Here is a 26965-nt window from a genome sequence, read left to right as displayed (position 1 = left end):
GCCCTTCACCATTGCCGCCAACACGACCTATGTCGCCTCCTACCACACGACAGGCGCCTATGTGGCGACCAACGCCTTCTTCACCGCCGCGGTCACGAACGGTCCTCTGACGGCGCCGGCCAGCGGCAATGGCCTCTATGCCTATGGCGGCTCTGCCACCGCAGGCCTCTTCCCGACCAGCACATTCAATTCAGCGAATTATTATGCTGACGTGGTCTTTCGGCCGCAGCTTGCCGCGTGAGGTATCGGGAAAGGTTGGGAACGGGATCGGAATGAGGTTCATACGACGCAAATGCCCGCCGCGGCGACGACCGCCCCGAATGTCCATATCCGGGAGATGTCGATGAACGGGATCGACCGGCTACCCGTGACAGTGCTCACCGGCTTTCTCGGCGCCGGAAAGACGACGCTTCTCAGCCACGTGCTAATGAATCGTGAGGGCCTGCGGGTCGCCGTCATCGTCAACGATATGAGTGAGGTGAACATAGACGCCAGTCTCATCCGGGACGGCGGCTGCAACCTGTCGCATACGACGGAGACATTGGTCGAGCTCAGCAATGGCTGCATATGCTGCACCCTGCGCGACGACCTCCTGGCGGAAGTGCGGCGACTGGCCGAAGAGGGCCGATACGACTATCTGTTGATAGAAGGGACCGGCATTGCCGAGCCATGCCCGATCGCGGCCACCTTTTCCTTCTGCGACGAGAAAGGTGTTTCGCTCTCCGATTTCGCGAAACTCGACACGATGGTGACCGTCGTCGACGCCGCAAGCCTCCTGGCCGACTACAGCAGCGCAGATCTGCTTGCCGACCGCGGCATGCAGCGGGACAGCGAAGACCGACGGACACTCATAGACCTGTTGGTGGACCAGATCGAGTTTGCCGATATCGTCGTGATCAACAAGATCTCGGACGCGAGCGAGGAGATGCGCGCGGAAGTCCGCATGGTCGTGGCTGCCCTCAACCCGGATGCGCGCCAGGTGGAGGCGGACTTCGGCGAGGTTTCTCTTGCAACCATCCTCAATACGGGCCTCTTCGACGAAGCAAAAGCCGCCGCCCACCCGTTATGGCACAAGGAACTGTACAGTCCGGGTGACCATGTTCCCGAAACGGAGGAATACGGGGTCTCGAGCTTTGTCTATCGCACGAGGCGCCCTTTCGATCCGATGCGGTTTCGAGCATTTCTGGACGAGCCCTGGCCGGGAGTGATGCGTGCCAAAGGCCACTTCTGGCTTGCCACCCGCCCGCGTCACGTGGGTCTGATGTCGGCTGCCGGGGTGCAGCGGCGCTGCGAGCCCATGGGGCTGTGGTGGGCAGCCGTGCCCCGGCACGACTGGCCGCCCCATCAGCAGTTTCGTCAGCATCTCGAGAGCCGGTGGGACAGCGCCTGGGGCGACCGTCGGCAGGAATTGGTTTTTATCGGTGTCGATATGGACGAGAAAGGTGTGCGGACGGCACTGGACGGATGCCTCGCCAGCACCGATCCGCGCGACTGGGCCACCCTCGAAGATCCGTTTCCGGCCTGGTAGCTCAGGCGGTGGACCTTGGCGTCGTCACGGCTTGGTTGGGCAGCTCTTTGCCACGCGAGCTATCTGTTCTCGCGCCCCCGTAAGTTCAAAGCCGGTGCTGTAATCTATCTCACCGGCCTTGAGGGCAAACATAGTGGCGAAATCAGCGCCAGATGTGAGGGCGGCAAGCAGCTTCGGATGCCTTGAGAGAACAACCGTTCGCCGATCGGGACTGTTGCCGTCGAGGCGGATCGTCTCTTTGTACCTCCCAATCTCGAAACGCGCCAATCGCAGGCCGTTCTCACCAACAGTGGCATCGCCAATCTCGAAAATGAGACCGTTCTTGGCGTCGCACCGGACCATGTAACAAGCCTCGATGTCGCTCGCATCAATCATTGAGCATGTTCCGACCGCTCCGGCATGCGAATTGGTGAGCTTAACCCATGGAGCCGGCGGCTCGACTTCCTGTGTGAGCGCAGGCGATGCCGCAAGGCACGCACCAAACATACACGCTGCCACGCCAACCACGCCAGCGACTGCCGGTCTGCTGAACCTCATCCTATCCTCGTTTTTTCAAAGACGTTGCGACCCGAATAGCGTCTCGAGTTGGACAATCTTGTCAAGGTCGATTGAGAGGAAACGCAGACCAGCAGCATAGCATCGCCGGAGCCACTTTGGTTTCGCCAAGGCAAAGCGGTGCGGCTGGTGGGCCGGGCATTTCTAGCCAGGATTAGAGGCGATCGCTCGGACGTACCTTGGGGTTTGCGTTGAGGGTCATCATATGGGCGTAGGGAATACCTCCCTCATACCCCAGATTACTGTCGTACATTCCCTCGGCAAAGGTGCCAGAATGAACCTCTTGCTATAGCGGCCGAAGGGCCGGCCGATGCGGAAGGGGACGCCGCTGATGCGGAGAATTCGCGTTAGTAACCGTGAGTACCTGAGTACATTTGGTGGAGCGTTAAGTATCTGTCGTGCACCCTCAGCCTGGAGCGCAGTGCTGGGAACCGCGACGGTTGTATCTTCCACAAGTACCGATGGTTCCCTAAGCTTTGCCAATAACGGCGGCTTCGCCAATCCCGACGGGGCCGCCGTCCCGTTCTCCTTCACAGGTCCGTCTTCCTTTACCGGCAATATCATGCAGCCTGCCGCGCTGTTCTCATCGAGCGGCGTGGAGACTGCCTCGATACCACCGACGGCGATGCCCGCGCATGCGGGCGAGGGCGGCGCGCGGGACCCGTCCACCAAGACGGCGTCGGTTGCGACGGTGTTACAGACGACGACCACATCATCCGAGCGCACTGTGCTTGGTCCGGACCCGTATCAGGAGGCTGCGACACTGCCTGCCGCTCCCGTGCTGACGGGTGTTACCAGCGATGCCGGCACGGCAGGCTCTACCACGCCGTCGGCCGATCCTGCCGCCGGTTCCGGCACGACGTCATTGCGCCTTCAGACCTCGATAGCCTCCATCTCGCTGGAGCCGAGCCAAGACGGTTCCACCGGTTCGACCGCGACGCCTGCGGCGCTTGCAGCACCGGTGGCGGCGGCGGCGGTGACGCCCAACAAGATCGCGCTCGAAAACATGAAGCAGGGCAACCACATCAGCGAATGGGGCCTGGAGGGCGATGGCAAAGGCACCATCCAGGGTTTTGCCACCGAAATCAGCACGAATATCGGCCAGACGGTCGATTTCAAAATCGCCACCGATTCCACCCATTACCGCATCGATATCTACCGCATGGGCTATTATGGCGGGGACGGCGCGCGCAAGGTCGACTCGATCGAACAATCTCTGACCACGGCGCAGATACAGCCGCATCCGATCGTCGACATGTCGCTCGGTCTCATCGATTGCGGCAACTGGTCGGTTTCGGCGAGCTGGCAGATTCCGACGGACGCCGTCTCCGGCGTCTATTTCGCCAAGCTGGTGCGTGAGGATGGCACCGAGGATGCAAGCATCATCCCCTTCGTCGTGCGCGACGACGCCTCGCACAGCAATATCGTCTTCCAGACCTCCGATACGACATGGCAGGCCTACAATGCCTGGGGCGGCGCCAGCCTCTATTACGGCGAAGTGCCCGTCGATCCGGCCGCCATGATCGGCTACCTGCCCCCGAACTGCAGCTGCGGCCTGCAGGCGATCGGCCGCGCGTCGGCGGTCAGCTACAACAGACCGATCATCACCAATACGAGCCCGGTCGGCGGCTCGCATGATTATATCTTCGGCGTCGAATCCTCCGCCATCTCGTGGCTGGAGCAGAACGGCTACGACGTATCTTATATCTCCGGCGTCGATGCGGCGCGCAGCGGCGCGCTGCTGCTCAACCATGATGCCTATCTCTCGGTCGGCCATGACGAATACTGGTCGGCCGAGCAGCGCAGCAATGTGGAGGCCGCGCGTGATGCCGGCGTCAATCTCGCCTTCTGGAGCGGCAACGAGTGCTACTGGAAGGTGCGCTGGGAAAGCAGCATTGACGGCACCGGCCAGGCCTACCGCACCATGGTCTGCTACAAGGAAACCTGGGGCACGAGCACCGATCCGAGCAATGTCGGCACCGGCACCTGGCGCGATCCGCGTTATGCCGATCCTGGGCAACAGCCGGAGAATGCGCTGACGGGAACGATGTTCCAGGTGGACAGCTACCGTCAGGACACGATCTCCATCCCCTACGACTATTCGAACCTGCGCTTCTGGCGCAATACCGATGTTTCCCAGCTGAATGAAGGCGACACCTACAATCTGGTGCAGAACCTGCTCGGCTACGAATGGGATTCCGACGTTGAGAACGGCTTCCGTCCGGCCGGGCTCGTCAATCTGTCGCTTTCGTCGGTGTCGGTCGACACCTATCTGCGCGATTACGGCGCGACCATCGGTTCGGCAGTCGCCACCCACAGCCTCACCATGTACCGTGCGGCAAGCGGCGCGCTGGTCTTCGGCGCCGGCACCGTCTTCTGGTCCTGGGGTCTGAGCGACAATCACCAAGGCCCGACAACGTCGACCGATCGCAACGTCCAGCAGGCGATGGTCAACATGTTCGCGGACATGGGCATCCAGCCGACGACGCTCGATGCAAGCCTGATCCTCGCGACCCAATCGACCGACACCCTGAAGCCGACCTCGTCCATCTCGTCGCCGGTCGTCGGCGCAAGCTTCCTCGAAGGACAGCATGTGACGATATCAGGCACGGCGCAGGATTTCGGCGGCGGCATCATTGCCGGCGTGGAAGTTTCGACCGATGGCGGCCAGCACTGGTTCAAGGCGTCAGGCCGCGAGAGCTGGAGCTATAACTGGGTCGTCCAGGCGAGCGGAACCTACACGATCATGTCGCGGGCCGTCGACGACAGCGTCAATATGGAGGCACCGTCGGCCGGCAAGCAGGTCACGGTCAGCCTGCCGGGAACGACGGGCCTCTGGACGCTTGCGGATAAGCCAGCGGTCGAAGTAGCGATCGATCGCGATTCCGTCGAACTTGGCCTGCGCTTTCAGACGACGACGGCAGGCTCCGTGGAGGGCATCCGTTTCTACAAGGGCTTCTACAATATCGGCGACCATGTCGTCAGCCTCTGGAGTGCCAACGGAACGTTGCTGGCAACAGGCGTGTCCGTCGGTGAATCGCTCTCCGGTTGGCAGACCGTGATGTTCTCCAGCCCGATCCAGATTGCCGCCGGCACGACCTATGTGGCCTCCTATCACAGCAGCGGTTTCTACTCGTCGACGAGCAATTATTTTACAGGCGGCACCTATGCCAGCGGCGCGGTGAAGGCCGTCGATGGCGGCGGCGTCTTCGCCTACGGCACCACTGCCGGCACGTTCCCCGGCCAAAGCCCCGGCACCGGCACAAATTACTGGGTCGACGTGGTCTTCGATGCCGGTCCCAATGGCGCGCCGGTCGCGACCGACGATACGGGGTTCGTCATCTCCAGCAACGATACAGTTAGCATCTCGATCGCCTCACTTGTCGGAAACGATACAGATCCCAATGGCGATGCGCTGACGATTTCGGCCGTCAGCAATGCCGTCAATGGCACGGTGACGCTCAACAAGCAGAACGGCACCGTCGTCTTCACGCCGACCAACAATTATTCGGGGCCGGCAAGCTTCACCTATACGCTGTCGGACGGGCGCGGCGGCACGGATCAGGGCGGCGTCAGCCTGACCGTGAACCCAGGCCCTGCCGGAGAGACACTGTTTACATCAAGCGAAGGACCGACGGGCGCGAGCTTCAACGACGGCCAGTCGATGGAACTCGGCATGAAGTTCGTCGCTTCGGCGAGCGGCATGATTACCGGGATCCGCTACTACAAGGCAGCAGGCGATACCGGAGCCCATACTGGCTCGCTCTGGACGGCCGGCGGCACGCTGGTCGCGACCGTCACCTTCGCCGACAGCGGATCGGTGAACGGCTGGCAGACCGCGACATTCGCCAACCCGCTGCATATCGCGGCCGGTACGACCTATGTCGCCTCCTACAGCACGACAGGCTCCTATGTCGCGACGGCAGACTATTTCACATCAGCCCATAGCAATGGCTCGCTGACGGCGCTCGCCGGCAGCAATGGCGTCTACACGGTCGGGGGCTCGGCGTTCCCGACCTCCAGCTACCAGTCGTCGAACTACTGGGTGGATGTCGTCTACAATCAGGCGACGGGCAACGCGGTGCCGGTCGCCGCCAATGACAATGGCTACACGACTTATTCCGACACGGCGCTGTCGATTGCCGCAGCCAGTCTGCTTGCAAACGACACCGATGCCGATGGCGACGCGCTCAGTATCACCGGCGTCAATGGCGCGGTCCACGGAACGGTGACCTACAACGGGCAGACCAAGACTGTGACTTTCACCCCGGCGGCGGGTTATACAGGTGCGGCAAGCTTCTCCTATTCGATCTCGGACGGATTGGGCGGCACGGCGTCGGCCACGGTCAGCCTCACCGTCGGCGCGCCCGGCGGAGGAACGACATCAAGCCTGTTCACCGGCGCCGACACGTCGGGTGTTGCCGCCGCCAATGACGCCAACTCGGTCGAACTCGGCGTCAAATTCATCGCGTCCGCAACCGGCCAGATCACCGGGCTCACCTATTACAAAAGCGCCCAGGATACCGGCACGCATGTCGGCTCGCTGTGGACGACGAGCGGCCAGCTTCTGGCCCAGGCGACCTTTATCAACGAGACGGCGAGCGGCTGGCAGACGGTTTCCTTCACCCAGCCGATCAATGTTACGGCCGGCGCCACCTATGTGGCGAGCTACCATTCGAACGGCTTCTATTCCGCAACGTCGAATTACTTCACGACGGACCATACGAGCGGCGGGCTGACGGCGCCATCGAGTGCTTCGAGCGGCGGCAACGGTCTTTATGCCTATGGCTCCGGCAGCCTGTTCCCGACCGCTTCCTACAATGCGACCAATTACTGGGTCGACGTTCTCTACCAGCAGGGCGGCGCACAGAATGCGGTGCCGGTCGCCGCCAATGACAGCGGCTTCTCGACCAATACCGGCACGCCGATCACCATTCAGGCCTCGGTGCTGCTGGCAAACGACACCGACGCCGATGGCGACCCGCTTGTCGTCACCGGCGTCAGCAGCGCGGTCAACGGCTCGGTCGCCTGGAATGCGCAGGCCCAGACGGTGACATTCACGCCGACGGCAGGCTATTCCGGGCCGGCGAGCTTCAGCTACGCGATTGCAGACGGCAAGGGCGGCACGGCGTCGGCGCAGGTTGCGCTCACCATCAATGGCGGCCAGACGGGGCCGGAACAGAACCTCTTTGCTGCCAATGCGACGCCTTCAACCGTCTCCGTCAACGACAACCAGCAAGTCAATCTCGGCATGAAATTCCAAGCCGATACGTCAGGCTGGATCACCGGCATCCGCTTCTACAAGGGCGCCGACAATACCGGCCCGCATAACGGCTATCTCTGGACCGTCTCTGGCACGCTCATCGGCAGTGTCACCTTCAACAACGAGACGGCGAGCGGCTGGCAGACTGCGCAGCTTACCCAGCAGATCGCCATCCAGGCGGATACGACCTACGTCGTTTCTTATTCGAGCAACGGCAATTATTCGGCGACCGGCAATTACTTCGCCAGCGACGTGACGAACGGCGATCTCAAGGCGTTCGGCGGCAGCAACGGCGTCTATGCCTACGGGGCGGGCGGGTTGTTCCCGACGGCCAGCTACAACAGCACCAACTACTATGTGGACGTGGCGTTCAAACCACAGCTCGCGGCGTAAAGCCCGCGAGGATGTAAGCCAGGCATGCTGTAAAGAGTGAGAGTTTCGATGATGGGTGCAGACAACAGATTGCCCGTAACCGTTCTTGCCGGGTTTCTCGGCGCCGGCAAGACGACGGTCCTCAATCATGTCCTCAGTAATCGGGAGGGCCGCCGGGTTGCTGTCATCGTCAATGATATGAGCGAGGTCAATATCGATGCGGAACTCTTGCGCGAGGGGGAAGCCGGCCTCTCGCGTACCGACGAGACATTGGTAGAGCTCACCAACGGGTGCATCTGCTGCACGCTGCGCGACGATCTCCTCAGCGAAGTGCGCCGGCTCGCAGCCGCCGGCCGTTTCGACTATCTGCTGATCGAGGGCACCGGCATTGCCGAGCCGCTGCCGGTCGCAGCCACCTTCTCCTTCCGCGACGAGAGCGGCGCGGCCCTCTGCGACGTGGCGCGTCTCGACACGATGGTCTGCGTCGTCGATGCGGTCAATCTTCTCACCGACTACCAGAGCGCCGAGTTCCTTGCCGATCGCGGTGAAAGGCGTGACGGGCATGATGAGCGCAAGCTCGTGGAACTGCTCGTCGAGCAGATCGAATTTTCCGATGTCGTCATCATCAACAAGGCAGGCGACGTGCCGTGCGCCGACCTTGCCGAGGTTCGCCGGGTCGTCGCGGCGCTCAATCCGGATGCTCAGGTCGTCGAGGCGGTCTTCGGCCAGGTGCCGCTTGGCGCCATCCTGGATACCGGTCTCTTCAGCGAGGCGAAGGCCGCCCGCCATCCGCTCTGGCACAAGGAACTCTTCGGCTGGGGCGATCATGTGCCGGAGACCGAGGAATACGGCATAAGAAGCTTCGTCTATCGCAGCCGGCGGCCCTTCGATCCGCTGAGGCTCAAGGATTTTCTCGACCGGAAATGGGCGGGCCTCATCCGTGCAAAGGGCCATTTCTGGCTGGCGACGAGGCCGGATGAGATCGGCCTTCTGTCGATTGCAGGCACCCAGTGCCGCATCGAGACCAGGGGGTACTGGTGGGCCTCGGTGCCGCGGGTGCAATGGCCGCGCTTTCCGCAGTTCCGCCAGCTCATCGACCGGCATTGGGACGATGTCTGGGGCGACCGCCGCCAGGAGCTCGTCTTCATCGGTTCCGGCTTCGACGAGGACGCGATCCGCGCTGCGCTGGGTGATTGCCTGACCGGCGAGGAGACGGGTTTCGATCCGCAGACCGCCGTCGGGCTTCGCGATCCGTTTCCGGCATGGCAGCACGGACATATCCCTGCACATTCCAATAGTGCGTCCGAACACACGTAAGACGCCCTGATATGAAGACCCTTTGATTATCAACGGAGGAGAGAACAATGAGCAACGAACTTTACGCAGACGGCATTGGCGAAATTACCATTACGGGAACGATCGTTCGCATCGACCTGATGTCGCTTTCGGCAACCGAACGTGACGCCAACAACAACCCGACGCCGGTCTTCCGCCAGCGCATCATCATGCCTGTCGATGCCTTCGCCAATGCGGTCGATCTCATGCAGAAAGCGCTTGGCGGGTTGGTCGAGGCGGGTGCGGTCCGTCGGGTCGGCGATATGTCGGGCGCAGCCGCAGCCGATATCCAGTCGACCCAGGGCGGCGCTTCGAACGCCTCGCCGAACTTCAACTGATAAAACAGGTCTGGAGCGCTGTGCGTCCATCCGGACGCACAAAAGAGGCTCCAACTCTTTGAGACTAAGCCGCGGTCTCGTATTGTTTCGGGTGGGCCATGAGTGGATTTCTGCATACCAATTTGCACTGTCTGGCGCTCGTCGCGCGTCATCACGGCGTCGATCTTGCGCCGGAGCGATTGCAGCATGATTATGCCGTCGGCAACGATCCCGTTGCCGTGCGGCAGCTGCTGCGCATGGCCAAGGATGCGGGCCTCAGAGCCCGGCATCTGACACTCGACTGGCGATCGCTGTTCCAGCTCGGCGAGGCCTTTCCGGTGCTCGCGGAACTTTCGAATGGCAATTGGGTGGTCATCGCCGGCGCTGTCGGCAGCGGTGAGGATGAGAGAATCCGCGTTCTCGACCCGCTCGCCTCACGCGCCGAAGTGATGATGCTCAGCCAAGAGCAGTTCGCCAAGGCCTGGCTCGGATCGGTGGTCCTGCTGAAGCGCAATTATCGCATGTCCGATGAGGACCGGCCCTTCGGCTTCCGCTGGTTTATCCCCGAAATCATCAAGCAGCGCAGCTTCTTCCGCGATGTCGCACTCGCCGCCTTCGTGCTTTACGGCCTTGGGCTGACGACGCCGATCTTTTTTCAGCTCGTCATCGACAAGGTGCTCGTGCATCAGAGCTATGCGACGCTCACGGTTCTGACGGCGGGCATTGCAATCGCGCTCATCTTTGACGCGACCTTCACCTTCCTGCGTCGCTACCTGCTGCTCTATGCCACCAACCGGATCGACATTCGTGTCGCGACGCGCACCTTCGGCCATCTGCTGAACCTGCCGATCGCGCTCTTCGAGCAGGCTTCGGCCGGCGTTCTCGTCAAGCATATGCAGCAGACGGGGCGCATCCGCGAATTCCTGACCGGCCGGCTGTTCCTGACACTTCTGGACGGCGTGTCGCTGCTGGTCTTCGTGCCGATCCTGCTTCTCTACAGCGTCAAGCTGACCCTGGTGGTGCTGGGCTTTGCAGCGCTCGTCGGGCTGGTGGTAATGATGCTCGTCGGGCCGTTTCAGCGCCGGCTGCAGGCGCTTTACCAAGCCGAAGGCGACCGGCAGGCCTTGCTGGTGGAAACCGTGCATGGCATGCGCACCGTCAAATCGCTGGCGCTGGAGCCGCGCCAGCGCAAGGTATGGGACGATTATTCGGCGCAGTCGATCTCCGTGCGTTTCCGGGTCGAGAAGATCTCGACCATCGCCCAGGCGATGACCGGACTGCTGGAGAAGCTGATGAGCGTGGCGATTATCGGCCTCGGCGCGCTCGATGTCTTCAGCGGCGCGATGACGATCGGCGCGCTGGTCGCCTTCAATATGCTCGCTGGCCGGGTCTCGGGACCGCTGGTGCAGATCGTCACCATGGTACACGAGTATCAGGAAGTGGCGCTTTCGGTCCGCATGCTCGGCGAGATCATGAACCAGCGGCCGGAACAGGCGGGTCGCGGGCGTGGTGTTCGGCCGCATTTGCAGGGCCGCATTGAATTCGACAGGGTCAGCTTCCGCTATGCGCCCGATGCTGCACCGGCGCTCGACAATGTCTCCTTCGCCATTCCGGCGGGCTGCGTCTTCGGCGTGGTCGGCAAGAGCGGCTCCGGCAAGACGACGATAACCCGGCTCATCCAGGGACTCTACCAGAGCCAGGAGGGGCTGGTGCGCATGGACGGTTATGACAGCCGCGAGATCGACCTCGTGCATCTGAGAACCAGCATCGGCGTCGTGCTGCAGGATAATTTCCTGTTCCGCGGTTCCGTTCGCGACAATATCGCTGCCGGCAAGCCCGATGCCAGCATCGAAGAGATCATGGAGGTCGCTCGCGTCGCCGGCGCCGAAGAGTTCATTGAGCGCCTGCCGCGCGGCTTCGACACGATGCTGGAGGAAAATGGCTCCAACCTGTCAGGCGGCCAGAAGCAGCGGCTTGCCATTGCTCGTGCGCTGATCACCGATCCGAAGTTGCTGATCTTCGATGAGGCGACGAGCGCGCTCGACCCTGACAGCGAGGCGATCATCCGCGACAATTTGAGCCGCATCGCCGCCGGTCGCACCGTCGTCATCGTCTCGCACCGGCTTTCGACCCTCGTGGATGCCGATGCCATTCTCGTCGTCGATCGCGGCAAGGTCGCCGATATCGGCCGGCACGATCAACTTGTATCGCGCTGCATGACCTATCGCCACCTGTGGGCCCAGCAAATGAGGCAGGTCGCATGAACGCGCACGCTAGAAAACCCAGCGATAACCTGCCGGTCCCTTCAAATAAGGGCGCCTCGGACAAATCTCCCGCAGACAACGGCCCCCCAGACAAGGGACGGGCACTGACCGCCCGCCCGCCGCTGCCGCCGGCCATTGCCGAATTCCAGTCCGATGCGGTCGAGCTCGAGGAACGCGCGCCGCCGCGGGTGGCGCGCATGACGCTCTACTGCGTGACGGCGCTGCTTGCCGCAGCGATCACCTGGGCCTCGGTCTCCTCGATCGACGAGGTGGTGATTGCGCCTGGCAAGCTCGTCACCACCCAGCCGACCATCGTCGTCCAGCCCCTCGAAACATCGATCATCCGCACGATCGAGGTGAAGGCCGGCGAGGTCGTGCATGCCGGTCAGACGCTCGCGACCCTTGACGCGACCTTCAGCCAGGCCGATGTCGGCCAGCAGCAAGCGAAATTCTCTGCACTCGACGCCCAGGTGAGGCGGATTGAGGCAGAGCTTGCCGGCGATGACTATACGAAGATGGCCGGAGATACGCCCGATCAGATGCTGCAGGCCCAGCTTTTCGGCCAGCGGCGAGCCTTCTACGTGGCGCAGTTGCAGAATTTCGATCAGCAGATCGCCGGCCAATCGGCCGCTCTTGTGGCGAGCAAGAACCAGGAGGCGGTGCTCAACGACCGGCGTGAGGGGCTCTCGCAGATCGAAGCAGCGCGGGAGCGGCTCTACGACAACCAAAGCGGTTCGCTGATCACGTTGCTCGGCTCCCGTGATGCCCGCCTCGACGTCGAGTCCGATCTGACCGCCGTCCGCGGCCGCGCCGACGAGGCCGCCCACTCTTATGCCAAGCTCCGCGCCGACCGCCAGGCCTTCATCGAGGATTTCCGCCGGGCCGCAATGGAGCAGCTGGTGGAATTGCGCGGCCAGCGTGACATGGCCGACGAGGAACTGAAAAAGATGCAGTTGCGCCGCAACATGGTAGCGCTGACCGCACCCGCCGATGCCGTGGTGCTCGATCTGGCGCAACGCTCGGTCGGTTCTGTGGTGCGGGAAGCGGAGCCGGTGGTCACACTCGTGCCCATCAACGTGCCGCTCGAAGCCGAAGTCTCGATCAACACCCGCGATATCGGCCGGGTCGCCGTCGGCAAGGAAGCGCGTATCAAGCTCGACGCCTACCCCTTCCAGAAATACGGCACCGCCGCGGGAGAGGTGAGAACCATCAGCCAGGACACCTTTTTGACCGGCCAGCAGGAGCAGACCGCCACCCCCAGTCAGCCTGCAGCCCCCTTCTTCAAGGCCCGGGTCCTGCTTGCCGATACAAGGCTGAATGCCGCAGATGTGCCGGTGCGGCTGCTTCCCGGAATGACCGTGTCCACGGAAATCAAGGTGGGCAAACGCACGGTAATCTCCTATTTCCTGTATCCGTTGCTACGAGGACTGGATAACGCAATACGCGAACCGTAGGGCCAGTTCGGCTTGCTGCTTGACGCTCCAGACAGGCGACCTCACACTCGCGGTGTCGAAGGTGAGTCGGACAGACTGGACCGTTTTCCAATCCGTTGCTCACCTTTGGAAGGAGTCGCCAGCAGGGGCTTTGGTTCACGCGCCCACCGACACCGGTTGGCCGCAAACAGGATCGAGGTTGATTGGGTTTGCACTCGCATCCGCTCCGATTTTGCTTGTGAGGTCGCGCCGTGGATAAAGGGTTATCAGCAGTCGATCCGCCTCGCGACATCCCGCTTCCGCATTCGAATTTCCAATTGCGGCGCAACCGCCGCCGGCTGCTTAGGCCAGTGCTTTTGCTATTCGTTTTGCTCGTTGCGGGCATCGTTGTTTTTTACAGTGAAATCCGCCAGCCCGAAGCTCCGATTGATCGTTTTGAAGATCGAGCCCTCAATAAGGCACCGCGCTCATCACCCATAGCCGTCCGCCCCGACCCGGCGGCTCCTTCGCCTCTCCCGACGATGTCTATATCGCTGAAGCTGATGGAGGTCCCGAATCCGGAATTGGCAGGTCAATTTCTGCGGATGTGGCGCGTCTCGGGACAGAATATCTGCGGGGCTCTTCGACAGGCCGGCATCGAGATGAGCGAATGGAAAGCCGCATCCATGCGCAATCGCAGTTATGAATGTTATTTTCAGCGCATCTACGAACGGGACGAAGTGCGCCCCATCAGCTCGACTTTCGTCAAGGTGCGCGGAAATGAAATGGGCGATGTTGTCGAGATTCGCGCCAAGCTCATTGGGCCGACGACAGATGCTGAGGGGCGTCTTGCCCCTGCCGTCCTGCGCATATTCGAAATCATCGTGACGCAGGCGTGCTGGCGCGATTTCGAGGATACGCTTGCATCGATCCAAAACCTTCGAAATATCGAATACGAGCGCTTCGGCTCCTATCTCAGCTTCACGCGCGAAGCCGGCAGCGGAAATAATTTTAATTTTGTCCTTGGTCTGAAGGCGACTTCAGCTTCGCAGGTGAGAACAAAGACCTTTTTTTCGACAGAGCGCTGGCTAACCACAACAAATCCGCGCCTCATGGACAGCTTGAGCACGTCGCTAGAAGCCAATTGCGCTCAATGACGCGGCAACCCGAGGGCTTGACGCTCTGGTTGCCGATGTCCCCCGGCAATCGGAAACGGTGGACTTTCATGCAAATACCGCCTTTCCGATCACGGGTGTCGACGGCACCGCCATGTCGCGCGGCTCCAGCATGCCGGCGCCGAACGCCTGCCTGCCGGCGTCGATTGCCTTGGCAAAGGCTTGCGCCATCGCGGCGGGGTCGCCGGCGCCGGCAATAGCGGTGTTCAGCAACACGGCATCGAAGCCCAGCTCCATGACGATGGCCGCATGCGAAGGCCGGCCGATACCGGCATCCACGATCAGCGGCACGTCGGGAAAATGCGCCCGCATCGATCGAAGAGCTGCGAGATTTTGTGGTCCCGCTGCCGAGCCGATCGGCGCGCACCAGGGCATCAGCACCTGGCATCCGGCGTCGATCAGACGCTCGGCAACGACCAGATCGTCCGTCGTATAGGGAAAGACCTGAAAGCCTTCGGCGGTCAGGATGCGTGCCGCCTCCACGAGCGAAAAGACATCCGGCTGCAGCGTGTCGTGATTGCCGATCACCTCCAGCTTGATCCAATCGGTGCGAAACACTTCCCGAGCCATCTTCGCCGTCAGCACCGCCTCGGACACGCCATGGCAGCCGGCGGTGTTGGGAAGAACGTGAACGCCGAGCGCACGGATCATCTCGAAGAAAGCCCCGCCATTGCGCCCGCCCGCCATTTCGCGGCGCAGCGACACGGTAACGATTTCCGCTTTAGAGCGCGTGATGGCTTCGGTCAGGATCGCCGGCGAGGGGTAACGTGCAGTGCCGAGAAGCAGGCGTGACGCGATTTGGCTTCCGTAAAGGTCAAACATGCTCAGCCTCCCTGCATTGGGGTCAGGATCTCGATCCTGTCATTATCGTTCAGCATGTGCTCTTCGCGATCCTCGCGATGAACCAGTTCGCCGTTGACGGCGGTCGCCAGCCAGTCGCCTTCGTAATCGAGTGCGGTCAGAAGCTGTAAAAGCGTGGTGGCGGCGATTGTCTGGGCTTCGCCGTTGATGATCAGTTGCATCGGGCATTCCTTTGCTTCGGTTCTTTGGAAAAAACGAGATCGGCGGCCTCGGCCGCCATGGCCGGCGCCAGCAGAAAACCGTGGCGATAAAGGCCGTTGAAGATGACGACCTTTCCCTCGCGCGCGACGTGCGGAAGATTGTCGGGCAGGGCAGGGCGGATGCCGGCGCCGGTTTCGACGACGGCGGCGTCGGCAAAGGCCGGGTGCAGTGCATAGGCCGTGTTCAGCAGTTCCATCAGCGAGCGTGCCGTGATCGGGCCACCGAAATCGGTCTCGATCATCGTCGCGCCCACCATGAAAAACCCGTTGCCGCGGGGAACGATATAGACGGGAAAGCGCGGATGCAGCAGACGGACGGGCCGGGCGAGGGTCACCTCTTCGGTATGGAGATTGAGCATTTCGCCCCGCACGCCGCGCAGATCGCGATCCTGCCCGATGCGGGCTGCACCGGTACAGTCGACGATATCGGAGAAATCGCCGTCGCTCACAGCCGTGTCGGTAAAGACGACGCCGATTGCCGACAGTTGCTCTTTCAAGCTGCGCAGCGCCTGACGAGGGTCCAGATGCGCTTCGCGTGGAAAGAACAGGCCGTGCCTGAAACGGCCGGCGAGCATGGGTTCGAGTCTCGCAATATCCTGCTCTTCAACCCATTGATAACCGGTCGTGCGGCTTGCAAACCGCTTCAGTTCGCCATGGTCGCGCGTCGAGGCGACGACGAGCGTGCCATTGCGGACGACGTTGCCGGGCAGGATCGCTTCCCATCGATCGGCGGCATCGAGGCCGCGTGTCAGCACGGCCTCATCGGCACTTTCCCGCTCGCACCAGGGCGCCAGCATGCCGCCGGCGAGCCAGGAAGCCGCATGAGCGAAGTTCGGCTGCGGGTCGAAGACCGTGACATCAGCACCGCGGGCATGCAGTTCGCGGGCGACGGTGAGGCCGGCGACGCCGGCCCCTCTAACAAGAACACGCATTTCAGTCCGCGCCCTGCGTGTGGGTATCGATCGACATATAGAGATCGCCGCCCTCGCGGTATTTTGCCGCCATTGCGTCCAGCCCCTCTTTTTGCGCTTCGGCGCGGATGTCATGCGATATGCGCATCGAGCAGAATTTCGGGCCGCACATCGAACAGAAATGCGCCACCTTGTGCGCTTCCTTCGGCAGGGTCTCGTCATGGAAGCTGCGGGCGGTTTCGGGATCGAGCGACAGGTTGAACTGGTCTTCCCAACGAAATTCGAAGCGCGCCCGCGACAGCGCGTCGTCGCGCAGGCGGGCGGCCGGGTGCCCCTTGGCAAGGTCGGCCGCATGGGCGGCGATCTTGTAGGTGATGACCCCGGTCTTCACATCGTTTCGATCAGGCAGTCCAAGATGCTCTTTCGGCGTGACGTAGCAGAGCATGGCCGTGCCGAACCAGCCGATCATCGCGGCACCGATGCCGGAGGTAATATGATCATAGCCGGGCGCGATATCGGTGGTGAGAGGCCCCAGCGTGTAGAAGGGCGCCTCGCCGCAAACGGCAAGCTGCTTGTCCATATTTTCCTTGATCTTGTGCATCGGCACATGACCGGGCCCCTCGATCATTACCTGGCAGTCTTTGGCCCAGGCGATCTTCGTCAGCTCGCCGAGCGTTTCGAGTTCGGCAAATTGCGCCGCATCGTTGGCATCGGCGATCGAGCCGGGGCGAAGACCGTCGCCGAGCGAGAAGGAGACGTCATAGGCCCGGCAGATGTCGCAGATCTCCTCAAAATGCTCATAGAGGAAGCTTTCGCGGTGATGATGCAGGCACCACTTGGCCATGATCGAACCGCCGCGTGAGACGATGCCGGTCACGCGATTGACGGTGAGCGGGATGTAGTGCAGCCGCACGCCGGCATGGATGGTGAAATAGTCGACGCCCTGTTCGGCCTGCTCGATCAGCGTATCGCGATAGACCTCCCAGGTAAGGTCCTCGGCAATGCCGCCGACCTTTTCCAGTGCCTGATAGAGCGGCACCGTGCCGATCGGCAGCGGCGAATTGCGGATGATCCATTCGCGGATATTGTGGATGTTGCGGCCGGTCGACAGATCCATGACGGTATCGGCGCCCCAGCGGGCCGCCCAGACCATCTTCTCGACTTCTTCGGCCATCGAGGAGGTGACCGCGGAGTTGCCGATATTGGCGTTGATCTTCACCAGAAAATTCCGGCCGATGATCATCGGTTCGCTTTCGGGGTGGTTGATATTGGCCGGGATGATCGCCCGGCCGGCGGCGACTTCGCGGCGGACGAATTCCGGCGTCACATGATCCGGAATATCGGCGCCGAAGCTTTCGCCGTCGCGCACCAGCGCGTCGGTGCTGGCCCTGCGGCCGAGGTTCTCGCGAATGGCGATGAACTCCATCTCCGGTGTGATGATGCCGGCCCGCGCATAGGCGAACTGGGTGACGGCCCTGCCGTCCCTGGCCCGCAGCGGCCGGCGCCGCCCTGGGAATTCCGGCGTCAACCGGTCGGCACTGACGAAGCCGTTGTCTTCGGGGCGGACATGGCGGCCGTCATAGGGTTCGACATCGCCTCGGGCCAGCACCCAGTCGCGGCGCAGGGGGGGCAGGCCCTGCTCGATATGGATGTCGGCGCCTTCGATCGTGTACGGACCGGAGGAGTCATAGACAACGACAGGCGGTTCGCCCGCGGTCGGGTGGACGCTGATTTCGCGCATCGGCACGCGGATATCGCTGTGGATATCTCCCGGGATATAGATCTTCTGCGATGCCGGCAGCGGGCCGGTGGTGACGGTCGGGGTGAGATTCTTTGCGGCAATGGTCATGGTTTGAGGCTCCAATTGCAGTTGGAGACCCAGTCAATCAGCCGGAATGATGAAAAGACGCCGGCATGGATTCCACGCGTGAATCCGACGCCTTCGAGCGCTTGCACCGTCCCTACGCCAGTATGAACTGGATCAGGTTCAACGGGTCACTGCGCCACAACAGGCAAAGCCGTATTGTCCAGCAGTATCTCAGCCCCTTGCGGGACCCCCCTGGTGAATGCCGACAACCGTAAAGCGCCGTCGCTGATTGTGTCAAGCTCACAGCTTTGCCGTTCCGCTTGCACCGTGCGTCTCGGAGCCTGTTGCGTTACCGGTCGAACTGGGCAAATGTCGTTTCACTCAACGTCAGGTGGATTTATGTCGTTTCGGATTGAACGTCTTGCGCTAGAACATCTCAATGGCGCCGCCGCTGTACTGGTCGGTGCCTATTCGGGACCGCCATGGAACGAGAATTGGTCGCTTGAAGCGGCGGTTGAAAATGTCAAAACCGTGCTTGAAACGCCCAGATCCATCGCCCTTGCGGCCATCGACGCAGGCAAGGTGCTGGGGATTGCATTGGGTATACGACAGCGGCGCCATGCGGGTCCGGTCATTTATCTTGATGAGCTCTCGGTACTGCCTGAAGCGCAGGGTAGGGGAATAGGGACCGCCCTCCTGTCGGCAGTTTTTGAAACAGCAAAGGCCGAAGGATGCAACAGTGTCTGGTTGGTCTCGCAGCGAGACGGTGCCTTGTCGAAATTTTATCAGCGCTGCGGATTCGCCGTCGGCGGCAATCTTGGCCTCTACTCCAAATCGAGCGCGTAGCGGTTAGGGCTGTATTGGCCTGTCATGAGGGGGAGCGGAAGAATACAAGGCCGGTCACCCGCTATTCCACTTTGAACCGATCTCCTTGTGGGATGAAAAGTGCATGTCTGAGACGATTTATCTGTCCGGCATATCGCAGGAAACTTGGCGAGCGGTCATCGAAACGCTGGGGGCTGGCGGCTGGTCCGTTCGAAAGGGTGGCGGCCTTGGTTTCTCCTGGGCTGTAGTTGAGCGGAGCGGCATACGGATCGATATGGAGTATGATGCCTGGCAGGACGGTGAAATGGCCTTTGCCAAAACTGACCGCTCCACAATAACCAACGATCTCCCAGCACAATTGGTTTTAGAGCTGAAAATTGACCTGACCTCGCCCTGAATTTCCACCCGGCGGCGATTGGGGTCTCAGTGTTTTTTTGGGCGGTCAATCCGGCCGCAACGTCTTACCCGATTCCCCATCGAATAGATGAAGCTTTCCTGGTCGGGCAGTAATCGTCGCGACCTGTCCCGGCACAAAATCGTGACGGTCGGAAAGCACCGCGACAAGCTCGCCGGACCCGTAGCGCAGGAAGACCATCGTCTCATGGCCGGTGGGTTCGGTGACGTTGACGGTCGTGTCGAGGCCGCTTTGGCTGAGCGACAGGTGTTCGGGCCGCACGCCGAGCAGCACGGACTGTCCGTCGGTCGCCTGCGGGGTGAAACCGAGCGCAATCTCGTCGCCGGTCTCCGTCACGAAGATCGCACCGTCGGCCTTGTAGCGGCCTTTCAGCAGATTCATCGATGGCGAGCCGATAAAGGCTGCCACGAATGTATTGCGGGGACGATCGTAGAGTTCGAGGGGGGTGCCGATCTGTTCGACCTTGCCACCCTGCATCACGACGATCTTGTCAGCCATGGTCATCGCTTCGACCTGGTCATGGGTGACATAGATCGTCGTGGTTCTCAGCCGCTGGTGCAGCTCCTTGATCTCCTTGCGCATCTGCACGCGCAGTTTGGCGTCGAGGTTCGACAAGGGTTCGTCGAACAGGAAGACTTGCGGCGATCTGACGATCGCTCGTCCCATTGCCACGCGCTGGCGCTGCCCACCCGAAAGCTGGCGCGGATAGCGGTCGAGATAGGGTACGAGGTCAAGCGTTTCGGCCGCCGCCTGCAGCCGCTGCTTGATGATATCGGCCGGCTGCTTCTGCAGACGGAGCGCAAAGACCATGTTTTCGGCAACGGTCTTGTGTGGATAAAGCGCATAACTTTGAAAGACCATCGCGATGTCGCGATCCTTCGGCGGCAGATTGTTGACGATCTTTCCGCCGATCGAGATGGTGCCGCCGGTGATGCTTTCGAGCCCCGCAACCATGCGCAACAACGTCGATTTGCCGCAACCGGATGGGCCGACCAGCACCACAAATTCGCCGTCGCGAATGTCGATATCGACGCCGTGCAGGATATTTACGGCGCCATATGCCTTCCGCGCCCCTGAAACATTGACTTCAGCCATGTGCCTCCCACTCGCCTTCCTGCCACCCCTGGACAGTCCCAAGAGCAATGCTTTCTCGACAATATTCCAAGGCAACAGGCTCGGCGAAAACTGCCCTCGGCCTCTGCCTGAAATACCGTCAGACCTCCTCCATGAAACGTTTCATTTCTTATTGACATTTCCCGCTTGCCGTCTAATGCTCGCTGCCGAGGCCGAGAGGAGCGGTTTTCAACAAGAATATGAAACGTTTCATTTTCTTGTTACCAAATAGTTCTGCGCGAGACCAGTCCCAAAATCGGACCGGAGCCAATCCGGAAAGACCGGCTGGTGGCAGCGCACAAACGTGGAGGAGGAAAGCATGAAAGTTGAAATATACGATGCATTGATGCGCAGTCAGGCAAGCCGCCGCGATGTCCTGCGCGGAACGGCAAGCGTCGCGGCACTGCTTGGTCTATCGGGCGCGATGGGCGGACTTCCCGGCATGGCGTTCGCTGCCGATGATCTGCGCGCCCAGATCCTGCAGATTCCGGGCGTCGGCAAGGGCTCCCCAACGGATGCAGACTGGCAGAAGGTCGGCGAGCTCTGCCTCGGCCCAACCAAGGCCAACGTCAAGCAGGGCGAATTCGCCGGTGTCGAGCTGACCTTCATGGGGCTCAACAATCAGAACCTGCACAACTTCCTGTTCCGCGGCTTCCTGAAGCCGTGGGAAGCCTATACCGGCGCCAAGATCAACTGGATCGACCTTGCACAGGCGGACTACAACGCCCGCCTTCAGCAGTCGATCGCGACCGGCACGGTCGATTTCGACATTCTGGAAATGGGCGCACCCTTCGAAGGCGATACGGCCGGGCGAGGGCTTCTCGACGAGATGCCTGACTGGGTTGCAAAGCAGATCGAGGCCGACGACCTGGTGAGCTACCTGAAGCCACCGGTCGGCACCTGGGACGGCAAGACCTATCGCGTGACGATCGACGGCGACTGCCACACCTTCGCCTATCGCAAGGATTATTTCGGCGAAGGCTCGATCAGCGGCATGGCAGAGCCGCCGAAGACCTGGCAGGAGGTCAACGCCGCCTCCAAGGCGCTGATCGGCAAGACCGATCCGCTGACCAGTCAGCCGGCCTACGGCTATCTCGACCCGCTCAAGGGCTGGGGTGGTTTCGGCTTCTATTTCATCGAGAACCGCGCGACGGCCTATGCCAAATATCCTGGCGACCCGGCCTGGCTGTTCGATCCTGAAAACATGAAGCCGCTGGTCAATAACCCTGCATGGGTTCAGGCGATCCAGGACGTCCTCGATCTGATCGCGGCCAAGGCCTATCCGGCCGATCAGATCAATGCCGATCCCGGCACCACGGCCTTCTCGCAGTTCCTGGCAGGCACCGGCGCAATGCTGATGTGGTGGGGCGACGTCGGCTCCGGCGCGCGCACCTCGGACACCTCGGTCGTTGGCGATGTGGTGGGCTTCGGTATCAACCGCGGCTCGAACCGGGTCTACAACCGCAAGACCGGGCAATGGGAAGACAAGTATAACGAAGCGCCCAACATGGCCTATCTCGGCTGGGGCATCTATGTCACCAAGCAGGTCTCCGGCGACGAGAAGAAGCGCAAGGCCGCCTGGTCCGCCGCCGCCCATCTCGGCGGCAAGGATCTGTCGCTGTGGACCTCGGCCTATCCCTCCGGGTTCCAGCCCTACCGCCAGTCCAACTTCAACTACGACGAATGGGAAAAGGCAGGTTACGACCGCGCCTATATCGAGGACTATCTGGGTTCGAATGCGGACAGCTACAACCACCCGAACGCCGCTATCGAACCGCGCATTCCCGGTATCTTCCAATATTACTCCGTCGCCGAAGACGAATTGGCAAAGGGTTTTGCCGGGCAATACAAGTCGGCGCAGGAGACCGCGGATGCGATTGCGGCCGCCTGGGAAAAGATCACCGACCAGATCGGCCGCGACAGCCAACTGAAACTCTATCGGTCGAGCCTCGGGCTCTGACCGTTCGACACCAATAGGCCGGCGGACCGGAAGCGGTTCGCCGGCGCTCATTCTGTCCGGACGAGGAAAATCATGTCGACAGTTGAAGGCGACCTGCTTCACACGGTCGAAGCCGGCTCCATTTCCGCGAGCCGTCGTTTCTGGGGCCGCGCGGCCCTGTGGCTGAGCGCCATATGGTTCATAACGTCCTTCGCACTGCAGGGTGCCCATGAGCTAGGCTGGACCGGTTGGGGCTTCGCGAACTGGCGGCCGGTGCTTTATGCCTATTTTCTCTGGGCCGCCGTTCTTTGCGTCACGCGCGTCGTTATCCACGGCGAGGCAGGCAAGAAGGCGCTTTTTATTCTGCCCGCCGCGCTTTTCGTCGTGTCGATGGTGGTGTTCCCGCTGCTCTTTGCGCTGTGGATCGGCTTTTCCGATTGGAACCTCGCCTCGTCGACCGGGCGGCGCTTCAACGGGCTCGACAATGTGCGCCGGATGATCGCCGATCCGTTCTACGCCAATGCGCTGCTGAACATGGTCCTTTATTGCCTGGCCATCGCAATCGAATATGCGATCGCCTTCGGCCTGGCGCTGCTGCTCAACCAGGAGATCATTGCCCGAAAATTCTGGCGGGTAACCTTCCTCGTCCCCTTGATGCTGTCGCCGGTCGCAGTGAGCTGGATGGTCGGCAAGTCGATGCTGGAGACCCGTTTCGGCCCGGTCGCGCGCTTCGCCCGCTGGCTCGGCTGGGAAAATCCCTCCTTCTTCGGCGATCCGCTGACGGCGAAACTTTCGATCATGATCATGGATGCCTGGACCTTCATTCCCTTCATGATGATCATGCTGGTCGCCGGATTGCAGGGCCTGTCCAGGGAGGTGCTGGAGGCGGCTGAAGTCGATGGCGCCACCAGATGGCAGCGCTTCTGGAAGGTCACTTTCCCGCTCATGCTGCCGGTTTCGGTGACGGCGGTGATGATCCGGGTAATCTTCAAGCTCAAGCTCGCCGACATCATCATCACGGTGACATCGGGAGGTCCCGGGGGGGCGACAGACTCCGTCACCAGTTTCATCTATCGTGAATATCGCGACCGTTCGAATGTCGGATACGGTACCTTGCTCGCGCTCGTCTATCTGGTGATCATCGTCTTCGGGATGACAATGCTGATGAAGATCTCGGACCGTATCGTGAAGCGGATGACAGGAAGGCTCTGATGGTTCGCATCGATTTCGAAAAATACGGGCGGGCTCAGCGCATTCGCTGGTGGGGCATGCGTCTGGCCGTCTACGGCCTGCTCGTCACCTGGGCATGTGTCTGCATCTTCCCGCTGTTCTGGACAGTTTCGACCTCGTTCAAAACAGCCGCGGATGTCATGCGCGGCAACCTGATCCCCTGGTTTAACTTTACGCCCAGCTGGCTCGGCTGGCGCTCGCTCGGGCTCTCTCCCGATACGATTTCCCAGGTATCGACGGTGCGTGATGAGTTCATGCGCCGGCTCTGGAACAGCGTCATCATCTCCGTCACGGCATCTGCCCTTGCGGTCGTGCTCGGGTCGCTGGCGGCCTATGGCCTCAGCCGCTTTTCCTACAAGTTCGGCCATATGCGCAATTCCGACATCTCCTTTTTCTTCCTGTCGCAGTTGATCATGCCGCCCGTCGTCCTCGCCCTGCCGTTCCTGGTTCTCTACAAGGAGTTGGCGCTGCTCGACACTTATGCGGGCATGATCGCCGTCTATACGCTGATGGTCCTGCCGATCGTCGTCTGGATCATGCGCGACCAGTTCGCCACCATCCCGGTCGAACTCGAGGAGGCCGCACTCGTCGACGGCCTGTCGATCTGGGGCGCGTTTGGCCGCATCATCGTGCCGCTCGTTCTGCCGGGCATGGTGGCCGCGTTTCTGCTGGCGCTGATCCTGTGCTGGAACGAATATTTCTTCGCCGCGCTGCTGACCTCAACCAATACCAACACGCTGCCTGTGATGATTGCCAGCCAGACAGGCAGCCAGGGCATCAACTGGTGGTCGATGGCGGCCCTTTCCACCGCCGGTATCCTCCCGCTTGTTGTCGTCGGCGTCGTGCTGGAAAAGCACATCATCGCCGGAATGACCGCGGGCGCCGTAAAATAGCTGCGGGATGTCGAAAATGTCGAAGATGCCGACAATCAAGGATGTCGCCGAATATGCCGGCGTCTCTGTGGGCACCGTTTCGCGTGTGCTGTCGGGCGAAGCCGCCGTCAAACCCATGCTGCGCGAAAAGGTCAACGACGCCATTTCTTCGCTCGGTTACCGGCCGAACGTCACCGCCAGAGCCTTGCGCACCAGCAGAACCGACGTCATCGGCCTCATCGTGCCCGACATCACCAATCCATTCTTTGCGCAGCTTGCGGCAAGCGTCGAGCGTGCGGCGCTCGAACGTGCGCATAGCCTCATGCTGGCAAGCTCACATGACGATCGCGAGGCGGAGCAGAGCCATGTTTCAGCCTTTCTCCACCGGTCGGTGCGCGGCATCATCGTGGTGGCTTCGAGCGACGCTTCAGGCCTCCATCTGCCGGCATCGGTCCCGATCATATCGCTGGACCGGCGCTTCGGCACCTTTCCCCTGGTGTCGACCAACCATGCCCAGGCGGCCGCGCTGATTGCGGATCACCTCTATGGGCTGGGGCATCGCCGCATCGCCTATATTGCCGGGCCTGCCGATACCGAGGCGGGACGCATGCGAAAGGAGGGTTTTGTCGGCCGCATGGAGGAGTTCGGCAAGACCGGCGAACGCGTTGAACTGGAAATTGCCTATGGCAGGTTCGACTACGAGTCCGGCGAAAGAATTGCCCGAGACCTGCTTTCGCACCCGCCGCAGGATCGGCCGACGGCGATTGCGGCTGCCAGCGATCAGCAGGCGATCGGCGCGCTGCGCGCTGCCCGCGATCTCAAGATCGACGTGCCGCGAAAACTGTCGGTCACCGGTTTCGATGATATTTCGCTCGCCAATCTCGTCGTTCCCAGGCTGACGACCATACGTCAGCCGGCCGACATGCTGGCGCGGCGCGCGGTCGGCCTTCTGCTGGCGGAACCGCCGGGCGTGGAAGACGAAATGGTCGATGGGTCGCTGATCGTGCGCGGGTCGAGCGGCCCGTGCCCGCAATTTAAGACAGATACCGCCGGCCACACGAATTGAAGAGGCCGGCGCGCCGGCTATGAGAAAAGGATGGAAGATCAATGCTCAAGGGAATTCGGGCCGAACTCAACGGCGACATTCTTCAAGCACTTTGCAATATGGGGCATGGCGATTATCTCGTCATTTCCGACATGAATTTTCCGTCGGATTCGATCGCCCGGCAGACTCGCCTGGGGACGCTGCTGACGATGGAAAACATTCCCGCGCCGCAGGCGATCGATGCGATCCTTTCGGTCCTGCCGCTCGACACACCGATCCAGCCTTCTGTGGGCCGCATGGAAGTGATCGGCAAGCCGGGTGAAATTCCGCCGATTCAACAGGAAGTCCAGGCGATCGTCGACCGCGCCGAAGGCAAGCCGGCGCCGATGTATCCCGTCGAACGGATGGCCTTCTACGACATCGCCAAAAAGGCTTATTGCGTCATCGCAACTGGGGAACTGCGCTTCTATGGGTGTTTCCTTCTGACCAAGGGCGTCATTCCGGCGGAAGAGGCGGTCCGATGAGCGAGAAAAGCGGGATCGTCATTCTCGGCATTTTTGCCGCCGACACCGCCTATAAGGCAAAACGCCTGCCCCATATCGCCGAAACGTTGATGGGATCGGGCTTCTCGCTCGGGCCCGGAGGCAAGGGCTCCAACCAGGCGATCGCCGCAGCCATGGCCGGCGGCAAGGTGACCTTCATTTCAAGGGTCGGCAACGATCCCTTCGGCGAGATGGCGCTTGCGGCCTATTCGCAAGCGGGCGTCAAAGCCAATGTGATGAAGATGGACGGTGTTTCCAGCGGCGCCGCCTTCATCTTCGTCGACGAGGTGAGCGGCGACAATGCGATCATCGTCGTCCCGGGTGCCGCCGGCCTTATCGGTATCGAAGACGTCGATGCGAACCGGGTGGAGATCGAAAGCGCTGCCATTTTCATGACCCAGCTCGAACAGCCGCTCGAGGCGGCCTTGCACGGCCTGGCGATGGCAAAAAGGGCAGGGGTCAAGACAATCTTCAACCCCGCGCCGGCGCGCGCCATTCCGGACGAGATCTATCGTTTGTGCGATTTCATCGTCCCCAATGAGGTGGAAGCCGCCGAATTGGTCGGGCATCCGATCACAACGGATGAACAGGTCCGTGCGGCGGGCCGCACTCTGCTGGATCGAGGGGCGCAAGCGGTGATCATCACGCTCGGCGCTCGCGGCGCATTTTATCACAGCGCCGGGCAGAGCGAATTCGTCCCCGCATTCTCAGCCGGGAATGTCATTGACACAACCGGGGCAGGGGACGCCTTTCTTGGCGGCTTCGCCACGGCGATTTCGGAAGGACAAACACCGATCGAGGCCATCCGTTTCGGCTCTGCGACCGCTGCGATCGCGGTAACACGGCCGGGCACGGCCCCCGCCATGCCTTCGCGCGCCGAAATCAGCGCCTTATTGCGCCGCTCGTGATGAATATCACACGCGAAGCTATCGCGACGCGGCTTGAACGAAGGATTCGAGATCGAATGCGATCGCGGGACCTTGA

General features: G+C 61.4%; 22 protein-coding genes and 1 riboswitch. Of the genes, 16 read left to right on the top strand and 6 right to left on the bottom strand.

Annotation, left to right across the window (positions count from 1 at the left end; genetic code table 11):
* A partial coding sequence (locus tag ATY29_RS16595; RefSeq protein ID WP_133118201.1) for a DUF4082 domain-containing protein occupies positions 1-241 on the top strand: 241 nt, incomplete at its 5' end.
* Between the two features lie 102 nt (positions 242-343).
* Positions 344-1528: a GTP-binding protein gene (locus tag ATY29_RS16590; protein WP_097536956.1), complete on the top strand. Its 1185-nt coding sequence runs from the start codon at positions 344-346 to the stop codon at positions 1526-1528.
* A 24-nt stretch (positions 1529-1552) separates the two neighbouring features.
* Here ATY29_RS16590 and ATY29_RS16585 read toward each other — a convergent pair whose 3' ends face one another.
* Positions 1553-1903 carry a hypothetical protein gene (locus tag ATY29_RS16585; RefSeq protein ID WP_244597411.1) on the bottom strand — a complete coding sequence of 117 codons (351 nt, stop codon included), beginning with the start codon at positions 1901-1903 and terminating at the stop codon, positions 1553-1555.
* 490 nt (positions 1904-2393) lie between these two features.
* On the opposite strand from ATY29_RS16585, the gene ATY29_RS16580 reads away from it, so the two are divergent.
* From ATY29_RS16580 to ATY29_RS16555, 6 genes are all read left to right on the top strand, one after another.
* Positions 2394-7739 carry a DUF4082 domain-containing protein gene (locus ATY29_RS16580; protein ID WP_097536948.1) on the top strand — a complete coding sequence of 1782 codons (5346 nt, stop codon included), beginning with the start codon at positions 2394-2396 and terminating at the stop codon, positions 7737-7739.
* A gap of 48 nt (positions 7740-7787) precedes the next feature.
* Complete coding sequence (locus ATY29_RS16575; protein ID WP_097536947.1) at positions 7788-9035, top strand: GTP-binding protein; 1248 nt, start codon at positions 7788-7790, stop codon at positions 9033-9035.
* 47 nt (positions 9036-9082) lie between these two features.
* Positions 9083-9391: a hypothetical protein gene (locus tag ATY29_RS16570; protein ID WP_097536946.1), complete on the top strand. Its 309-nt coding sequence runs from the start codon at positions 9083-9085 to the stop codon at positions 9389-9391.
* A 98-nt stretch (positions 9392-9489) separates the two neighbouring features.
* A complete protein-coding gene (locus ATY29_RS16565; RefSeq protein ID WP_097536945.1) occupies positions 9490-11634 on the top strand; it encodes a peptidase domain-containing ABC transporter in 2145 nt (714 codons plus the stop codon).
* On the top strand, positions 11631-13088 hold the full coding sequence (locus ATY29_RS16560; RefSeq protein ID WP_025418136.1) for an HlyD family type I secretion periplasmic adaptor subunit: 1458 nt from the start codon (positions 11631-11633) through the stop codon (positions 13086-13088). Before ATY29_RS16565 ends, ATY29_RS16560 begins: the two co-directional genes overlap by 4 nt.
* Before the next feature lie 296 nt (positions 13089-13384).
* Positions 13385-14203: a DUF6030 family protein gene (locus tag ATY29_RS16555; RefSeq protein ID WP_097536955.1), complete on the top strand. Its 819-nt coding sequence runs from the start codon at positions 13385-13387 to the stop codon at positions 14201-14203.
* A gap of 66 nt (positions 14204-14269) precedes the next feature.
* On the opposite strand, the gene ATY29_RS16550 is transcribed toward ATY29_RS16555, so the two are convergent.
* The 4 genes from ATY29_RS16550 to thiC are packed head-to-tail and all read right to left on the bottom strand — an operon-like array spanning position 14270 to position 18042.
* The gene (locus ATY29_RS16550) at positions 14270-15043 is read right to left on the bottom strand and encodes a thiazole synthase (protein WP_097536944.1); all 774 of its coding nucleotides are present in this window, start codon (positions 15041-15043) and stop codon (positions 14270-14272) included.
* 2 nt (positions 15044-15045) lie between these two features.
* On the bottom strand, positions 15046-15243 hold the full coding sequence (gene thiS, locus ATY29_RS16545) for a sulfur carrier protein ThiS (protein WP_097536943.1): 198 nt from the start codon (positions 15241-15243) through the stop codon (positions 15046-15048).
* Positions 15234-16214, bottom strand: coding sequence for a glycine oxidase ThiO (gene thiO, locus ATY29_RS16540; RefSeq protein ID WP_097536942.1), 981 nt, complete (start codon positions 16212-16214; stop codon positions 15234-15236). Before thiO ends, thiS begins: the two co-directional genes overlap by 10 nt.
* 1 nt (position 16215) lies before the next feature.
* Positions 16216-18042, bottom strand: a complete 1827-nt coding sequence (gene thiC, locus ATY29_RS16535) for a phosphomethylpyrimidine synthase ThiC (protein WP_097536941.1) — start codon at positions 18040-18042, stop codon at positions 16216-16218.
* A 91-nt stretch (positions 18043-18133) separates the two neighbouring features.
* Positions 18134-18264, bottom strand: a riboswitch (TPP riboswitch).
* A 135-nt stretch (positions 18265-18399) separates the two neighbouring features.
* Here thiC and ATY29_RS16530 point away from each other — a divergent pair.
* Together ATY29_RS16530 and ATY29_RS16525 are read left to right on the top strand one after the other, a co-directional pair.
* Complete coding sequence (locus ATY29_RS16530; protein ID WP_097536940.1) at positions 18400-18846, top strand: GNAT family N-acetyltransferase; 447 nt, start codon at positions 18400-18402, stop codon at positions 18844-18846.
* 103 nt (positions 18847-18949) lie between these two features.
* Positions 18950-19222, top strand: a complete 273-nt coding sequence (locus ATY29_RS16525) for a hypothetical protein (protein ID WP_097536939.1) — start codon at positions 18950-18952, stop codon at positions 19220-19222.
* 45 nt (positions 19223-19267) lie between these two features.
* Here ATY29_RS16525 and ATY29_RS16520 read toward each other — a convergent pair whose 3' ends face one another.
* Positions 19268-20335: an ABC transporter ATP-binding protein gene (locus tag ATY29_RS16520; protein WP_003571690.1), complete on the bottom strand. Its 1068-nt coding sequence runs from the start codon at positions 20333-20335 to the stop codon at positions 19268-19270.
* A 337-nt stretch (positions 20336-20672) separates the two neighbouring features.
* Between ATY29_RS16520 and ATY29_RS16515 the strand changes: the two genes are divergently transcribed.
* The 6 genes from ATY29_RS16515 (at position 20673) to rbsK (ending at position 26889) form a co-directional block, all read left to right on the top strand.
* Positions 20673-22313 (top strand): extracellular solute-binding protein, encoded by a 1641-nt coding sequence (locus ATY29_RS16515; RefSeq protein ID WP_003571688.1) that lies wholly within the window; start codon positions 20673-20675, stop codon positions 22311-22313.
* A gap of 72 nt (positions 22314-22385) precedes the next feature.
* A complete protein-coding gene (locus tag ATY29_RS16510) occupies positions 22386-23504 on the top strand; it encodes a carbohydrate ABC transporter permease (protein WP_097536938.1) in 1119 nt (372 codons plus the stop codon).
* Entirely contained in the window at positions 23504-24415 is a 912-nt protein-coding gene (locus ATY29_RS16505) for a carbohydrate ABC transporter permease (RefSeq protein WP_003571683.1), read from the top strand. Before ATY29_RS16510 ends, ATY29_RS16505 begins: the two co-directional genes overlap by 1 nt.
* 16 nt (positions 24416-24431) lie before the next feature.
* Positions 24432-25460 carry a LacI family DNA-binding transcriptional regulator gene (locus ATY29_RS16500; RefSeq protein ID WP_003571681.1) on the top strand — a complete coding sequence of 343 codons (1029 nt, stop codon included), beginning with the start codon at positions 24432-24434 and terminating at the stop codon, positions 25458-25460.
* 41 nt (positions 25461-25501) lie between these two features.
* On the top strand, positions 25502-25963 hold the full coding sequence (locus tag ATY29_RS16495; RefSeq protein ID WP_003571679.1) for an RbsD/FucU family protein: 462 nt from the start codon (positions 25502-25504) through the stop codon (positions 25961-25963).
* Positions 25960-26889 carry a ribokinase gene (gene rbsK, locus ATY29_RS16490; RefSeq protein ID WP_097536937.1) on the top strand — a complete coding sequence of 310 codons (930 nt, stop codon included), beginning with the start codon at positions 25960-25962 and terminating at the stop codon, positions 26887-26889. The genes ATY29_RS16495 and rbsK overlap by 4 nt, the downstream gene beginning before the upstream one ends.
* Positions 26890-26965 lie beyond the last annotated feature (76 nt).

The sequence above is a fragment of the Rhizobium hidalgonense genome (assembly GCF_002914525.1).
Classification (GTDB): Bacteria; Pseudomonadota; Alphaproteobacteria; order Rhizobiales; family Rhizobiaceae; genus Rhizobium; species Rhizobium hidalgonense.
The sequence above is the reverse complement of the archived record's forward strand: the minus strand, read 5'-3'. Positions and strand labels throughout refer to the sequence as shown.

Coding starts and splice junctions, on each gene's coding strand:
- ATY29_RS16590 (WP_097536956.1), top strand. CDS start 344: ATGAACGGGATCGACCGGCTACCCGTGACAGTGCTCACCGGCTTTCTC.
- ATY29_RS16585 (WP_244597411.1), bottom strand. CDS start 1,903: ATGATTGATGCGAGCGACATCGAGGCTTGTTACATGGTCCGGTGCGAC.
- ATY29_RS16580 (WP_097536948.1), top strand. CDS start 2,394: ATGCGGAAGGGGACGCCGCTGATGCGGAGAATTCGCGTTAGTAACCGT.
- ATY29_RS16575 (WP_097536947.1), top strand. CDS start 7,788: ATGATGGGTGCAGACAACAGATTGCCCGTAACCGTTCTTGCCGGGTTT.
- ATY29_RS16570 (WP_097536946.1), top strand. CDS start 9,083: ATGAGCAACGAACTTTACGCAGACGGCATTGGCGAAATTACCATTACG.
- ATY29_RS16565 (WP_097536945.1), top strand. CDS start 9,490: ATGAGTGGATTTCTGCATACCAATTTGCACTGTCTGGCGCTCGTCGCG.
- ATY29_RS16560 (WP_025418136.1), top strand. CDS start 11,631: ATGAACGCGCACGCTAGAAAACCCAGCGATAACCTGCCGGTCCCTTCA.
- ATY29_RS16550 (WP_097536944.1), bottom strand. CDS start 15,043: ATGTTTGACCTTTACGGAAGCCAAATCGCGTCACGCCTGCTTCTCGGC.
- thiS (WP_097536943.1), bottom strand. CDS start 15,243: ATGCAACTGATCATCAACGGCGAAGCCCAGACAATCGCCGCCACCACG.
- thiO (WP_097536942.1), bottom strand. CDS start 16,214: ATGCGTGTTCTTGTTAGAGGGGCCGGCGTCGCCGGCCTCACCGTCGCC.
- thiC (WP_097536941.1), bottom strand. CDS start 18,042: ATGACCATTGCCGCAAAGAATCTCACCCCGACCGTCACCACCGGCCCG.
- ATY29_RS16530 (WP_097536940.1), top strand. CDS start 18,400: ATGTCGTTTCGGATTGAACGTCTTGCGCTAGAACATCTCAATGGCGCC.
- ATY29_RS16525 (WP_097536939.1), top strand. CDS start 18,950: ATGTCTGAGACGATTTATCTGTCCGGCATATCGCAGGAAACTTGGCGA.
- ATY29_RS16520 (WP_003571690.1), bottom strand. CDS start 20,335: ATGGCTGAAGTCAATGTTTCAGGGGCGCGGAAGGCATATGGCGCCGTA.
- ATY29_RS16515 (WP_003571688.1), top strand. CDS start 20,673: ATGAAAGTTGAAATATACGATGCATTGATGCGCAGTCAGGCAAGCCGC.
- ATY29_RS16510 (WP_097536938.1), top strand. CDS start 22,386: ATGTCGACAGTTGAAGGCGACCTGCTTCACACGGTCGAAGCCGGCTCC.
- ATY29_RS16505 (WP_003571683.1), top strand. CDS start 23,504: ATGGTTCGCATCGATTTCGAAAAATACGGGCGGGCTCAGCGCATTCGC.
- ATY29_RS16500 (WP_003571681.1), top strand. CDS start 24,432: ATGTCGAAGATGCCGACAATCAAGGATGTCGCCGAATATGCCGGCGTC.
- ATY29_RS16495 (WP_003571679.1), top strand. CDS start 25,502: ATGCTCAAGGGAATTCGGGCCGAACTCAACGGCGACATTCTTCAAGCA.
- rbsK (WP_097536937.1), top strand. CDS start 25,960: ATGAGCGAGAAAAGCGGGATCGTCATTCTCGGCATTTTTGCCGCCGAC.